This window comes from Mycolicibacterium wolinskyi str. Jessa 2025 (genome assembly GCF_049241375.1).
GTDB classification, from domain to species: Bacteria; Actinomycetota; Actinomycetes; order Mycobacteriales; family Mycobacteriaceae; genus Mycobacterium; species Mycobacterium wolinskyi.
In genome coordinates this window covers 3964578-3978749 of the sequence record NZ_CP185960.1, presented here as the reverse complement: position 1 = coordinate 3978749, position 14172 = coordinate 3964578, and the positions used below count along the sequence as shown (strand labels likewise).

Sequence of the window (14172 nt, the reverse complement as noted above, 5' to 3'; positions counted from 1 at the left end):
TCATTGCTCCAGCACGGCCAGTGCCGTGGGTTCGTCGGTGATCAGGACCGAACACAGACCGCTGTTGAGGGCGCCGTTGACGACAGGCACTTTTCGCGCGCCTGCGGCGACCGCGATGGCACAATTGGCGTTCTTGACGTCGTCGAGGCTGAGACCTACTGTGCGCCTGTCGATGTCGTCGTACGCGATCTCACCGGTCTCGGTGATGTAGTGGGCCAGGATGTCGCCGCAGGCCCCGGCTGATTCGAGTTGAGCGAGTTCGGCGGGTGTGACGGCCCCCGACTCGACCAGCACTGAGGTCGGCCCGAGCGCTCCCAGCGAGAACAAGAGTGCCTCTGCCCTACGGGCGCGGCTCAGCACGTCCTCCACGAAACCCTCGGCGTAGAGCGCGTCACGCGTTTCGATCCGCTCGACGATCGCGGGCACCGGCAACAGGGTCGCCCGGCCATTTCCGCTGTGGGCAATGCCCGTCACGATATTCGCGGCCTTCGTAGGATGCACCGATCGGCTCACCCCGCCGTTGGCCTGAATGACCTCGATACCGCTCGTCCAACCGGCCGGAAGCACCGCAGCTATCTGCTGCAAGGTGTTGCCCCATGAGACGCCCAGGGTGGTGATCCACGACGAGTTCGACTTCAGGTAGTTCGCCGCGGCGGTCGCGATGTGACGCCCGGCGGTGTCAGGTGTTTCCGGACCCGGCACGACCACGCACTCGCGAAGACCGAACCGGCTGCGCATCTCCACTTCGAGATCGGTGCGACGCGCCTGCGGATGCACGATCCGGATTTCGACGAGGCCCGCCCCGCGAGCCTCGTCGAGAAGTCGCCCGACCTTCCACCGGGTCAGGTGGAGTTCGGACCCGATGTCTTCCTGAGTGCGGCCCTGCTCGTAATAGCACTGTGCGACATAGAGCAGCAGGTCGGTGTGACTCTTGCCAGTGATCGAGCGCATCAGGGCTGTCCGTTCTTCGCGCAAGCGCTCATCATCACCGCACCACCTGGAATGCGGCACGCCCGCCCTGCGCCTTACTCGGACCGCCGTCGGCGGCATCACACATGATCGGACGCAGCACGGCGGTGAGCCGCTGATAGTCGTCAAAAGTTTTCTCGTAGACGGCGATTCGCTTTGGCTCGGGCTCCATCATCCGGACCTTGGGGGCGAACAGCCGAGACCCGGCGCGCAGGCTCGGAACGATTCCTGCCGCGGTCGCCGCGATGACCGCACAGGCCCGCAGGGTGAGGTTCTCACCGATCACGAGCTCGGCGGGCCGACCGAGCACATCGACCGTGACTTGCTGCCACAACGGGTTTCGCTCGATGCCACCCGAGAAGACAAGGCGGGCACACGGGACCCCGGACCGTTCGAACGAATCGATGACACTGCGGGTCCCGCACGCGACAGCTTCGACCATCGCCCGGTACAGTTCCGCCTTCGTGGTGCCCAGCGTGAGCCCGATGACCGCCCCGCGAAGGCGGGCCTCCCGGTGCGGTGTCCGGTTGCCCATGAAGTAGTCGAGGGCACGTAAGCCGTGCGAAGCCGGGTCGACCGCGCCGGCCTGGTCGATCAGCGCCGGGAGATCGCCGCGCGGCACGCCCATGATCGATTCGCCCGTCCATTTCAGCACCGAACCGCTGGTGACCTGACCACCCTCCACCAGCCACTTATCGTGGTTCAGTGCATCGGGATACGGGCCCCACACCTCGTTGGAGGTGGTCGGTCGGTCTACTTCGGTGACGATGGCCGACGACGTGCCGGACACGATGGAGACCAACCCGTCCACGTTGCCGCCGCAGGCCAGGAGTGACACATGGGCATCGATGCCGCCGACCGCGACGACCGGTCGGTCTTCGATGCCCAGATCGGCAGCGGCAGCCTCCGTGAGGGTGCCCGCGACACCGCCCACGGGGACGATCTCATCCGGAAGCTTCCCGATGAGGTCGTCCATTCCCAACGCGGCATAGAGTTCGGCTGGGAAACGGCCCTCGATCGTGTCGTAGTTGTATTTGCACACGGCATTCATCTGCGACCCGACCCATCGGCCGGTGAGCCGGAAGGTCAGGTAGTCGACGGCCTCGACGATGCGCGCGGCCGACCGGTACGCGTCCGGGTCGTTCTTCTTGAGCCACATCGCTTTCGGCAGAAGCCATTCTGCGGCATCCGATCCGCCTGACCACTCGAGGATCGGATGCTGCAGACTCAGTCGCGCGGTTTGCTCAGATTCCGCGGCACCGCGCGCATCCATCCATAGGATCGCCGGGCGCAGCGGTGTTCCCGCCGCGTCGACAACCGCCACTGTCGAGGCGGTGGTCGACGCGGCGATCGCGATGACGCGGCCGGCGATCCGGCACGTCTCGCTGTCCAACAGCTGACGAGTCGCGGCGGTGATCGCGGCCCACCAATCCCGCGGATCCTGCTCGGCCCAACCAGGTCGCGGGTGGTGTGTCGAGTAAGGGCGGTGCGCCGTGCCCAGCGGGGTGCCGTCCTCGGTAAAGGCGCCGATGCGCGCGCCCTCGGTGCCGAGGTCGATCGTCAGGAGTATTCCCATGTGTCAGTCCTCGTTCGGCAGAAACAGAACTTTCGACGAGAAGATCGAGCGGTCGCCGAGCCGCTGCATCATCTGCGGTAGCTCCGAAAGTGGCAGCTCGTGGGTGATCATGAACTCCCACTTGAGTTTTCCTTCAGCGAGCATCTGAGCGGAGGTACGCCATTCGTCACCGGGGAACGGTGCCGAGAACGAGTTCCACGAGCCGTGCAGGCTCGTCTCCTGCCGCATGAACTGGTTGAAGGTGTCCTTATCCAGGGTTACCGGTGCGTGCGGGATACCGACGAAGACCGCGTGTCCGTGCGGACCGGTGAGATTGGCCGCCATATCGGCTGTCGCGGGAACTCCGGCGGATTCGAGCACGACATCGAAGCCACGGCCGCCCAAGGCGCGCGCCTCCTCGACGCTCTGCACGGCGTGGGTGGCACCCGCCTCGCGTGCCATGTTTGCCTTCTCCTCGCTCAGGTCGATCGCCACGATCTGACCGGCGCCGTGCAGCTTTGCCCATTGGATCGCGAAAAGTCCGATCGGGCCCGCGCCGATGACCAGGACACGGTGTCCGGCGCGCAGGTCGGTCTTCCACAGCCCGTGCAGCGCGATCGCGGCGGGGTCGAGCATTGCAGCGGCGCGCGGATCGATGCCCGCGGGCAGTTTCAGCAGATTGCCTGACGGACTGACGACGTATTGGGCGTAGGCGCCGTCGGATCGGCTTCCGAAGTAGTCGTAGTTCTCGCAGAGGCCGAATGAGCCTTTGGCGCAGAAGTCGCATTGCCGGCACGGGATGAGTGGGGGCACCGATACGAGTTCGCCGATGTCGAATCCATCGACGCCATCACCGAGTTCGGCCACCCAGCCGGAGAACTCGTGCCCGCAGATGATCGGCATGATGTAGCCGCCGTTGCGCAGCATTCTGGGGATGTCGGAGCCGCACACACCGCAGGCGGCGACCTTGAGCAGTACCTCACCCGGCCCGGGCCTGGGCACTTGTGCCTGTTCGACCCGGATGTCTCCCGGCGCGTACATCACTGCCGCAGTCATGTGCGTGGGCAGAGCCGGTTGTGTCGCCGCGGTTGTCGGGGCGGGTGCCTCGGTCGTCATTGAAGGCTTTTCTCCTCGTGTGTGGTTGTCAGTCGCTTGAGTTGGTCGGCTATTCGGCAGCAAAAGTCGATTGGCTGACCAGCGAGGGTGCGCTCGACTTGTCGACCAAACCTGTTCCGGCATCGACGAACTCGGGGACGGACTCACCGCGGGCAACCTTGGCTGCCGTCTGGATGGCGAGCTTTCCCTCGGCGTTGGGGTCGTTGAGTGCGGTGGCGATGTACTGGTCGCCGTCGGCGATGGCGCGCACGGCTTCCATCAGGCCGTCCACCCCGAAGACTTTGACGTCGGCGCGGTGGTTCTCGGTCAGAACCTGAAGAGCGCCAAGCGCCATATCGTCGTTCTGGGCGTAGACGGCCTTGAGGTCGGGATGGGCTTGCAGAAGGTCCTGCATCGCGGTGACCGCTTTGGATCTGGTGTAGTCGCAGTACGGACCGTCGATGACCGTGATGTTGGGCTGCGCCGATACCGCAGCCTGGAATCCGTCGTGCCGGTCTCGCGCTACCGCGCCACCCGCGTCGCCCTGGATCTCGATGATCTTGCCCCCAGCGGGCCCGAGTGTGTCGACGGCGGCTTTGCCGACAAGCTGGCCCATGGCTTTGTTGTCGCGGCCGACGAAAGCCGCCGCGCCTGATTCGACCGGGCGGTCGACGGTGACGACCTTGATGCCTGCCGCTTCGGCGGCAGCCAGGGATGGCGTGATGCCCTTCGGGTCGACCGGGTTGATCACCAGCACATTGACGCCCCGGGTGATCAAATCCTGGACGTCGTTGTTCTGCTTGGTCACATCGCCGTTGGCGTCGGCGTAGAAGAACTCGTCGCCCTGCGCCTGAGCTTCGGCCTTGGCTGCGTCGGTGAGCGCGACGTAGAACGGGCTCTGCTGCGTGGCCTGGCTGAAGCCGATCTTCAGGGGTCCGTCGGTGACCGTGGTGGTCTGGGCAGCGTTGTCACCGGGCACCGAGCAACCGGTGAATGCCAGTGCCATTGCGGCCCCGAGCGCGATTCCCGAGAGGGCTTTTGCGAAGCTCACTTTTCCTCCTAGCTGTGCGCGTCAGTCGTTTAGCTGCGCATGACGCTCATCACGTTATGAACGGGAATGTGAGGACGTCAACATATGCGCATATTTTTGCTCATGTGAGCAAGCGCGCTCCGATGGCCTTGGCCACGGAGGGGCTGCCCGGACCTGCACCCGCGTCTGATGACCCCGATACTTGACCCATGGTTGACGGCCCCGACACCACCCTCGAGCCGATCGGATCGGTACACCGCACCCCGGTCGGGCGTGACGCCACCGAGCCGATGCGCGAAGACATCCGGCTGCTCGGCGCGATCCTCGGCGATACCGTGCGTGAGCAGAACGGCGAAGCGGTTTTCGACCTCGTGGAGCGGGCGCGGGTGGAGTCGTTCCGGGTTCGCCGCTCCGAGATCGACCGTGCCGAGCTGGCCGGGTTGTTCGCCGGGATCGACATCCACCGCGCGATCCCGGTGATCCGTGCGTTCACCCACTTCGCGCTGCTCGCCAACGTCGCCGAGGACATCCACCGCGAGCGCCGCCGTGCCGTGCACGTGGCGGCCGGGGAACCGCCGCAGGACAGCAGCCTGGCCGCGACGTATCTCAAGCTGGATTCGGCCGATCTGGACGCCCACGCCGTCGCCGATGCGCTGACCGGCGCCCTGGTCTCGCCCGTCATCACCGCGCACCCCACCGAAACCCGGCGCCGCACGATCTTCGACACGCAACACCGCATCACCGAACTCATGCGCCTGCGCCTGCACGGCCACACGCATACCGAGGATGGGCGCGACATCGAGATCGAGCTGCGCAGGCACATCCTGACGTTGTGGCAGACCGCGCTCGTGCGGTTGTCGCGGCTCAAGATCTCCGACGAGATCGAGACCGGCCTTCGCTACTATCCGGCGGCGTTCTTCCAGGTCATCCCGCAGGTCAATGCCGAGGTCCGTGATGCGCTGCAGGCCCGCTGGCCCGGCACTGAGCTGTTGACCGAACCGATCCTGCGGCCGGGTTCGTGGATCGGCGGTGACCGGGACGGCAACCCGAACGTGACGGCCGACGTGGTGCGGCTCGCCACCGGCCGCGCCGCCTATACGGCATTGGCGCACTACTTCACCGAGATCACCGCGCTGGAAGAAGAGCTGTCGATGTCGGCGCGGCTCGTGAAGGTGACCGACGGCCTGACCGCACTGGCTGACGCCTGCCACGAACCGGCACGTGCCGATGAGCCGTACCGCAGAGCGCTGCGTGTGATCCACGCCCGGCTCACCGCCACCGCACAGCAGATTCTCGACGAACAACCCGAACACCAACTCGATCTGGGTCTCGACCCCTATCCGACCCCGGTCGAGTTTCTCGCCGACCTCGACACGGTCGACGCGTCACTGCGTGCCAACGGCAGCGCGGTAGTGGCCGACGACCGGCTGGCCCGGCTGCGAGAAGCCGTGCGGGTCTTCGGTTTCCATCTGTCCGGCCTCGACATGCGGCAGAACTCCGAAGTGCATGAGCAGGTGATCGCCGAACTGCTGGCCTGGTCGGGAGTGCATAGCGACTATGCGTCGCTGCCCGAGGCGGACCGGGTCGAGTTACTTGCGGCCGAGATCTCCACGCGCCGTCCCCTCATCGGGGAGGGCGCCGACCTGTCCGAGTTGGCGCGCAAGGAACTGAGCATCGTCGGTGCCGCGGCGCGGGCGGTCAAGGTCCTCGGCCCGCAGGCGGTGCCCAACTACATCATCTCGATGTGCCAGTCGGTCTCGGACATGCTCGAGGCCGCGGTGTTGCTCAAAGAGGCCGGCCTGCTCAATCTGACCGGGCCGCAACCCTATTGCCCGGTCGGTATCGTGCCGCTGTTCGAGACCATCGACGATCTGCAGCGCGGCTCGTCGATTCTCGAAGCGGCGCTGGACCTTCCGGTGTACCGCACGATGGTGGCCTGCCGCGGCAGGCACCAGGAGGTCATGCTCGGCTACTCGGACTCGAACAAGGACGGCGGCTACCTCGCGGCGAACTGGGCGCTGTACCGCGCCGAGCTCGACCTCGTCGAGTCGGCGCGCAAGACCGGAATCCGCCTGCGGCTCTTCCACGGTCGCGGCGGAACCGTCGGTCGCGGCGGAGGGCCCAGCTACGACGCCATCCTCGCCCAGCCGCCGGGAGCGGTGAACGGTTCACTGCGGATCACCGAGCAGGGCGAGGTGATCGCGGCCAAGTACGCCGAGCCGCGGATCGCGCACCGCAACCTCGAGACACTGCTGGCCGCGACGCTGGAATCGACCTTGCTCGACGTCGAGGGGCTGGGGGAGGAGGCCGAACCCGCCTACCGGGTGCTCGACGAACTGGCCGCCCGGGCGCAGCGTGCCTACGCCGAATTGGTCCACGAGACACCGGGTTTCGTCGACTACTTCAAGGCGTCGACACCGGTCAGTGAAATCGGTGCGTTGAACATCGGCAGCCGCCCCACCTCGCGTAAGCCCACCACATCGATCGCCGATCTTCGCGCCATCCCGTGGGTGCTCGCATGGAGCCAGTCCCGCGTCATGCTGCCCGGCTGGTACGGCACCGGCACGGCATTCGAGGAATGGGTCGCCGAGGACGACTCCAGGCTGGCGGTCCTGCAGGATCTCTACGAACGCTGGCCGTTCTTCCGCACCGTGCTGTCCAACATGGCGCAGGTGCTCGCCAAAGCCGATATGGGTCTGGCCGCCCGTTATTCGGAGCTGGTCGACGACGAGGACCTCAGAGCCAGGGTGTTCGACAAGATCGTCGCCGAACACGACCGCACCATCCGGATGCACCGGCTGATCACCGGCCAGGACGACCTGCTGGCCGACAACCCGGCACTCGCGCGTTCGGTGTTCAACCGCTTCCCCTACCTCGAACCGCTCAACCACCTGCAGGTCGAACTGCTGCGGCGGTACCGGTCCGGCGACACCGACGAACTCGTGCAGCGCGGAATCCTTCTCACGATGAGCGGGCTGGCCACCGCGCTACGCAACAGCGGTTAGCCAACCGCCGCCGCGAACCGGCGCCGGAACACGATCAGCAGCAGGACCGCGGCGGTGGTGAGACCCGCGGACAGGCCGAGCCACATACCCACTGCCTCGAGGTCGGCGACGTAGGCCAGCAGCAGGCCGACCGGGAACCCCACGACCCAATAGCCGACGATCGTGATCACAAAGCTCGATGACGTGTCATGCAGGCCCCGGAGCAAGCCGATACCGATGTTCTGGGCCGAGTCGACGAACTGCTGGAACGCGGCCACCGCGAGCAACGCCATGGCGATGACCAGAGCGGCGCGGTCACCGGTGTCCATGAACAGCCCGAGCACCTCGGTCGGAATCGCCAGGTAGACGAGCGCGACGACGGCCGCCACCGCCGCGCCCTGCCCATAGGCGAGCCAGGCGATCAGGCGACTCTGCGCGGCCTCGCCGAGTTCCACCAGTCGGCTCACGAGAATCGAGGCGCCGTGGGATATCCCGACCGACACCTGAAAGACGATGTAGCTCAACTGGTTCACCACGGAGTGGGCGGCCAGGGCGGGTGCACCGAACGTGCCGATCACGACCGCTGTCACCGAGAACAACCCGGCCTCACTGCCATAGGTGCCTGCGATGGGAATGCCGAGACGCAGGATCTGCTTCACCGCGGGCAGCGGCGCGCGGTGCACGGCCACGCTGAAGTACGGCGCCAGCTCGGGGTCGGCCCGCACCATCGCGGTGAACGCCACGAACGTCAGCAGGTACACCAGCGACGTCGCGGCGCCGATGCCCGCAAGACCCATCTCCGGCAGCGGGCCGGGGCCGTAGATGAGCGCGGCGTTGAGCGCGACGTTGAGGGCAACCGAAGCCAGGGTGATCAGCAGAAGCGCCTTCGGGCGCCGCATGCCGACCGTGAACTGCCGGACCACCTGAAACCACAGGCACGGCACCAGACCCGGCGCGAGCGCCGCCAGCATCGGCAGCGTGCCGTCGAGCACGGCGGCGTCCTGACCCAGCCAGCGCAGCAGATAGCCCAGGCCGATCAGGGCGAGCCCTCCGACGATTCCGGCGACCGTGGCGACGAGGAAGCTGGCGCGGACCAGATCACGCGTCTCGTCGCCGGACGCCTGCGCGGTGGTCTGGTCGCGTTCGGACCGGCTCGCGGCGGCCGAGACCAAGTTGCCGACCGACGTCAGCAGGCCGACGCCCATCGTGCGGAGCTGATTGAACAGCGTGATGGACAAGCCACCCGCGGCGAGCGCGGCCACGCCGAGCGGGCCCATCATCACCAGGTCGGTGGTGGTCAGCGCAACCTGCGCGAGTTGTGTCAGCGCGATCGGCCCCGCCAGGCGGGTGAGTTCGCGTCCCGTCGCGGCGACCGTCATCGCACAACACCGTATAACCCGGGGCCCGCGACACGTTCGACCCTGTCGGCGTGCCGAGGTTAGGCGAACTTAAGCTACGGGGACAGCAGTGCAGCCGGCGCGGGTGGAAACGGCGAGGGGGAACTCAGTTGCCGCAGTTGAACCGCAGGTCGTTTATCGGGGCATCACTGGGATTGGGAGCGGCGGTGACCCTCGCCGCCTGCGGGGCGAATTCGTCGACCCCCGGACCCGGTGGCGGTGAACCCAAACCGGGCGGAACCCTTCGTATCGGCGCGCTAGGGCAGGCATCGAACGTGGTGTCGGATCCCTTCGGGCTGCTCGCCAACGACTCCGACATGTTGATCATGTCGCTCGTATACGACCCGCTGACGGTTCCGGCGAGATCACCGAACGTCACCGGCCGGCTCGCGGCCTCGTGGACCACCGACGCGCAGCAGCAGGCGTGGACGTTCACGCTGCCCGAAGCCGCGACATTCCACGACGGCAGCCCGGTACGACCCGCCGACGTGGCGTGGTCGCTGAAGACCCTCGGCGAGATGACGCCGTGGAAGGTACCGGTCGATCTGAACTCGATCGTGCCGTCCGGTGCGCGTTCGGTGACCATGCGCGCTCCGACGCCCAACAGCCAGCTTCCGTTGCTGCTGCGGCTGATGACGTTCACCGTCAAAGAAGGCAGCACCGATCGGTCGGATTTCATCGGCACCGGACCGTTCCGGATGGAACCCGGCAGTTACCGCGACGGCAACGCCACCCTGGTGCGAAACGACACGTGGCATGGCGACAAGCCGCTGCTGGACCGCATCGTGGTGACGCGGTTCGAGTCGACCGATGCGCTCGCGAACGCGATCATGGGCGGCGAGATCGACGTGGCCTCCAGCGCCGGCCCGTTGGCCGCGCGCACGGCATCGGCGCGGCCCGATCTCATCCTGGTCCGTCGGCCCAACGACCTGTCGATGCCGATCGCCATCCGCACGTCCGACGGACCGTTCACCGATCCGCGCGTACGCGAGGCGATCCGGCTGGGTGTCGATCGGCAGGCGATGATCGAGCAGGTGCTGTCCGGCTACGGCAGTGTCGGCAACGACGTGCTGGGGACGGGAGATCCGACGTACGTCGACCGGCCGCAGCGCGCCCGCGACGTGACGCGGGCCAGGCGCCTGCTGGCCGAAGCACGCTTCGACACGGCGCGAACCTATCCGCTGATCACCAAACGCGAGGTGTTCAACGAGGTGGAGGCGGCGCAGTTATTCGCCGCGCAATTGCAGGACATCGGACTCAAGATCGCCGTCGAGGTCAAGGAATCGGCCGACTTCTACGACAACTACTGGGCGAAGCCGTCGGCGCCCTTGGCGACCGCGAGCTGGCCCACCAACGACTCGGTGATGTTCTTCGCCAGCAAGGTCCTCAACTCCGAATCCACCAGCAACGAAACCGCTTTCAAGGATCCGGAGTTCGATGCGGCATACCGTGCCGGGCTGGCCGCCGCCCCGGATTCGGCCGACTACCGCGACGCGTCGACCAACCTTCAACAAATTCAGTTCGACCGCGGTGGCTACGTGCTGTGGGGGATGGCCGACGGTATCGACGTGGCCCGCTCGAACGTCCGCGGGCTGCCCGAGTTGCCGGGTTGGGGCCGGGCCCAGCTAGAGAACACGTGGCTCGAAACCTAGCCCGCGCCGCGCGGCCCGCCGCCGCGTTGCTCAACCGTACGGCGATGCTGGTGGTCGCGTTGTTCGCGGTGATGCTGGCGATGGCGTTGTTGCCGGGCAACGGGGTGCGCGCATTGCTGGGCCGTGACGCCACCGAAACCCAGGTGCGTGCACGGGAAGCCGAACTCGGACTGGACCGTCCGGTCGTGGTGCGGTTCTGGGAGTGGTTGTCGGGGCTGGTGCGCGGAGATTTCGGCACGACACTGCGCGGGGAGCCGGTGGGTGACCTGCTGGCGGCGAAGGTGCCGAACTCGCTGGTTCTCACCGGTGTCGCGCTGCTCGTGACGGTGGTGGTGGCTACGCTGCTCGCGGTCTACTGGACCAGCGGTGAACGGCCGGTGTTCCGGCGCATCGCATCGGTGGGCACGATCGTGGTGATCGCACTGCCCGAGTTCGTCGTCGCCACGATCGCGATCCTGGTATTCGCCTTGGCGCTCGACGTCCTGCCCGCCGCGACCGTTCAGGATTCCGCGGGCGCCCCGCGCGATCCGTCGATGTACATCTTGCCGGTGATCGCCCTGGCGCTCCCGCAGATCGGCTGGAACACCAGGGTTTTCGTGGCCGCGATCCGGGAGGCTCGGTCGCTGCCGTACGTGCATGCCGCCGAACTCGACGGTGTGGGTGAGGCGGCGCTGTTCGTCCGGTACATCGCGCCGCGGGCGCTGCCGACGATGATCGCCTCACTGGCGACGACCGTGGGCATGATCGTCGGCGGTTCGGTGGTGGTGGAGTCGCTGTTCAACTTTCCCGGTGTCGGTGCGGTGGTCGCCGGTTCGGTCAACACGCGTGACGTCAACGTCGTTGCGGCGGTGGTCGCCTGCACCGGCGTGGTGATCCTGCTGATGCTGCTCCTCGCCGACGCGACGCGGGCCTGGGCGAAGGCACGTGCGGAATGACCCGGCAGCGTTGGGCTTTGGCCACACCCGCGGTGGCGGTGCTGATCGTGGTCGCCGTGGGTCGACTCATCGCGCCCGATGTCGAGGGCCGCGGCTCCGGTGTGCCGTTCGCGCCGCCGTCGGCCGCGCACTGGCTCGGAACGGACGCGCGCAGCGAGGATGTGCTGGCCAAGCTTGCCGCCGGTGGCTGGACGCTGGCCTGGATCGCAGCCGTCATCGCGGTCGGTGTGACGGCGCTGGCGGCCGCCTTGGGCGGTCTTGTCGCGCTGCGGCCGCGTTACGCGGCGACGGTCGGCTGGATCACCGACGCGACGATGCTCGTGCCACCGGTCCTGTTCATGCTGCTGGTCCTGGTGTCCTGGCCGCAGGGTGGGATATGGGCGTTGATCGTGCTCGCGGTGGTGATCGGAACGCCCTACACGACGCGTGTTCTCGCGGGCGCGGCGTCATCCGTCGCGGCCAGCGGTTACGTCCAGGTGGCCGAGGCAGCAGGAGAGCGGTTGCCGTATCTCGTGTTCGGGCAGGTGTTGCCCAACTTGCGCGACACCATCGCGACGCAGTTCGGGCTACGTTATGTCGAGGCCATCTATGTGGTGAGCACCGCGGCCTTCCTGCAGCTCATTCCCGCGGTCGGCGGGGCGAACTGGGCCGTCATGGTGCGCGAGAACGCGTCGGGGGTGCTGCTCAACCCCGCCGCCGTCGTGGCTCCCGCCGTGGCGATCGCCGTGCTCGCGGTGTCGGTCAACATCGCGGTCCTCGTGCGCAACCCGCAATCGGGGGAACGGTCATGAGTGTCGTTGCCGCCAGCGCGCTTACGATCACCGCGGCATCCGGCCGAATCCTCGCCGGGCCCGTCGATCTGGATCTCGAAGCCTCGACGGTGACCGCGCTCATCGCGCCGTCGGGAGGCGGCAAGTCGCTCGTGTGCCGAAGTCTGGTGGGCGATCTGCCGGCGGGCACGACACTGAGCGGCGGCCCGCGAGTCGGCGACATCGAGGTCGCCGCGCTCGATCGCCGTGCGCTGCGCGCCTTGCGGCGCAGCCGGATCGCCTACGTGGGTCAGGATCCCGGGTCCGCACTCAACCCCGCCGCGACCGTGACGAATCTGCTCACCGAACTCGCCCATCCCGACGCGCCTTCCGTGACCGAGCTATTGGACATGGTGCAACTCGACCACGGGTTGGCGACACGTCGGGCGGTACGCCTGTCGGGCGGCCAGCAGCGCCGGGTCGCCCTCGCCCGTGCCATGTCCCGGCTGACCCCGGTTCTCGTGCTGGACGAACCTTTCACCGGACTCCACCGGCCCCTCCGCGACGACATCGCCACGCTCATCCGCAGCTGGGCGAGCGACCGCCGGGTCGCCGTCCTCGTCACCGCACACACGACCCGCACGGCAGCGACGGTTGCCCATCACGTCGTCGAACTCGGCGCGGCCGCCGTCCCCGCACCCGTGCGCGATACGCCGAAACGCCCGCCCACCGGGCGCGACGTCCTTGAGGTACGCCGGCTCACGGTGACGTTCGGCGCCCACCGGGTTCTCGACGAGGCAGGCCTGACCCTCGGGGCCGGATCAGCCGTCGCGCTGATGGGCGATTCCGGTGCCGGGAAATCGACGTTCGCCCGGGCGCTGACCGGTCAGGTCGTCGCGGACGGCGGCGAGATCGTGCTGGGCGGAACGGCTTTGGCGCAGCCACTGAACCGCCGGTCACGATCGGACAAGATGGCGATCCAACTCGTGCCGCAGGACCCTGCTGCCACGCTCAACCCGAGGCGAACCGTCGGCGCGACCCTCAACCGGGCGCTGCGCAGCAACGGACATCGGGGCGCGGTGGCCGATGTGCTGGCCCGGGTGGGGTTGCCCGACGACTTCGCCCAGCGCTACCCGCACATGCTGTCGGGTGGCCAACGCCAACGTGTCGCGATCGCGCGCGCCCTCGCATACGCGCCGAAAGTGTTGGTGTGCGACGAGATAACGTCGGCGCTCGACCCCGCCGCGGCCGCGACGGTGATGGACGTGCTGGAACGGGAAATGGACCGGGGCTTGGCCGTGCTGATGATCACCCACGACGCCGAGCTGGCGGCGGGCAACTGCGTACGCACGGTCCGGCTGGCCGACGGCCGGCTGTCTACAGATGAGTACGGTCGCGAATCGCCTTGACCACGCCGCGAACCGCATTCTCGGTGACCGCGAGCGGCGACATCACAGCTTCACCGATCCCGACGATGACCTCCACGCGATCGACGATGGCCTCCAGTCGCTCCACCACGCCGATGAGCCGTGGCGCGAGTTCATCGATGCGGGTGATCGTGGCGTTGAACCGGTCGAGCGTGGCGTCGAGACCGCCGGTGGACTTGTTGAGATCGACCAGTGTGTTGCTGAGATCGGTCAGCAGCGTGTCGACCTGTTCGACGGTCATGTCGGCATTGAGCGCAGCCTGCGTCAGGGTCTTGATTCGCTGCCGTCCCGAGGCCGGGCGAACACGGCCGTCCCCTTTGTCTGCCATGTCGAACAGTATGGCGGTAGGGAACCGAATGCGGCCCCAGCGCGTCTGAAT

The 14172-nt window shown here is 67.2% G+C and carries 11 protein-coding genes; 5 read left to right on the top strand and 6 right to left on the bottom strand.

The features are described 5' to 3' along the window. The 4 genes from ACOI2T_RS19580 to ACOI2T_RS19565 are packed head-to-tail and all read right to left on the bottom strand — an operon-like array spanning nucleotide 1 to nucleotide 4670. Nucleotides 1-951, bottom strand: a complete 951-nt coding sequence (locus ACOI2T_RS19580; protein WP_409504757.1) for a sugar-binding transcriptional regulator — start codon at nucleotides 949-951, stop codon at nucleotides 1-3. 34 nt (nucleotides 952-985) lie between these two features. Next, a complete protein-coding gene (locus tag ACOI2T_RS19575; RefSeq protein WP_085145679.1) occupies nucleotides 986-2545 on the bottom strand; it encodes an FGGY-family carbohydrate kinase in 1560 nt (519 codons plus the stop codon). Between the two features lie 3 nt (nucleotides 2546-2548). Further along, nucleotides 2549-3640: a galactitol-1-phosphate 5-dehydrogenase gene (locus ACOI2T_RS19570; protein ID WP_409504758.1), complete on the bottom strand. Its 1092-nt coding sequence runs from the start codon at nucleotides 3638-3640 to the stop codon at nucleotides 2549-2551. Between the two features lie 49 nt (nucleotides 3641-3689). Next, the gene (locus ACOI2T_RS19565) at nucleotides 3690-4670 is read right to left on the bottom strand and encodes a substrate-binding domain-containing protein (protein ID WP_409504759.1); all 981 of its coding nucleotides are present in this window, start codon (nucleotides 4668-4670) and stop codon (nucleotides 3690-3692) included. Nucleotides 4671-4858: 188 nt separating this feature from the next. Between ACOI2T_RS19565 and ppc the strand changes: the two genes are divergently transcribed. Next, nucleotides 4859-7654 carry a phosphoenolpyruvate carboxylase gene (gene ppc, locus ACOI2T_RS19560; protein ID WP_409504760.1) on the top strand — a complete coding sequence of 932 codons (2796 nt, stop codon included), beginning with the start codon at nucleotides 4859-4861 and terminating at the stop codon, nucleotides 7652-7654. Here ppc and ACOI2T_RS19555 read toward each other — a convergent pair. After that, nucleotides 7651-9012 carry an MATE family efflux transporter gene (locus ACOI2T_RS19555; protein ID WP_421874091.1) on the bottom strand — a complete coding sequence of 454 codons (1362 nt, stop codon included), beginning with the start codon at nucleotides 9010-9012 and terminating at the stop codon, nucleotides 7651-7653. The two genes, ppc and ACOI2T_RS19555, sit on opposite strands and share 4 nt — an antisense overlap. A gap of 185 nt (nucleotides 9013-9197) precedes the next feature. On the opposite strand from ACOI2T_RS19555, the gene ACOI2T_RS19550 reads away from it, so the two are divergent. From ACOI2T_RS19550 to ACOI2T_RS19535, 4 genes are read left to right on the top strand one after another with little or no spacing between them, the layout of a single operon-like run. Beyond that, a complete protein-coding gene (locus ACOI2T_RS19550; protein WP_409504762.1) occupies nucleotides 9198-10682 on the top strand; it encodes an ABC transporter substrate-binding protein in 1485 nt (494 codons plus the stop codon). Then, nucleotides 10667-11617: an ABC transporter permease gene (locus ACOI2T_RS19545; RefSeq protein ID WP_409504763.1), complete on the top strand. Its 951-nt coding sequence runs from the start codon at nucleotides 10667-10669 to the stop codon at nucleotides 11615-11617. Before ACOI2T_RS19550 ends, ACOI2T_RS19545 begins: the two co-directional genes overlap by 16 nt. Then, nucleotides 11614-12408 carry an ABC transporter permease subunit gene (locus tag ACOI2T_RS19540; RefSeq protein WP_409504764.1) on the top strand — a complete coding sequence of 265 codons (795 nt, stop codon included), beginning with the start codon at nucleotides 11614-11616 and terminating at the stop codon, nucleotides 12406-12408. The genes ACOI2T_RS19545 and ACOI2T_RS19540 overlap by 4 nt, the downstream gene beginning before the upstream one ends. Beyond that, nucleotides 12405-13775 (top strand): ABC transporter ATP-binding protein, encoded by a 1371-nt coding sequence (locus ACOI2T_RS19535; RefSeq protein WP_409504765.1) that lies wholly within the window; start codon nucleotides 12405-12407, stop codon nucleotides 13773-13775. Before ACOI2T_RS19540 ends, ACOI2T_RS19535 begins: the two co-directional genes overlap by 4 nt. Here ACOI2T_RS19535 and ACOI2T_RS19530 read toward each other — a convergent pair. Then, nucleotides 13744-14121, bottom strand: a complete 378-nt coding sequence (locus ACOI2T_RS19530; RefSeq protein ID WP_067845238.1) for an ATPase — start codon at nucleotides 14119-14121, stop codon at nucleotides 13744-13746. The two genes, ACOI2T_RS19535 and ACOI2T_RS19530, sit on opposite strands and share 32 nt — an antisense overlap. Nucleotides 14122-14172: the final 51 nt, after the last annotated feature.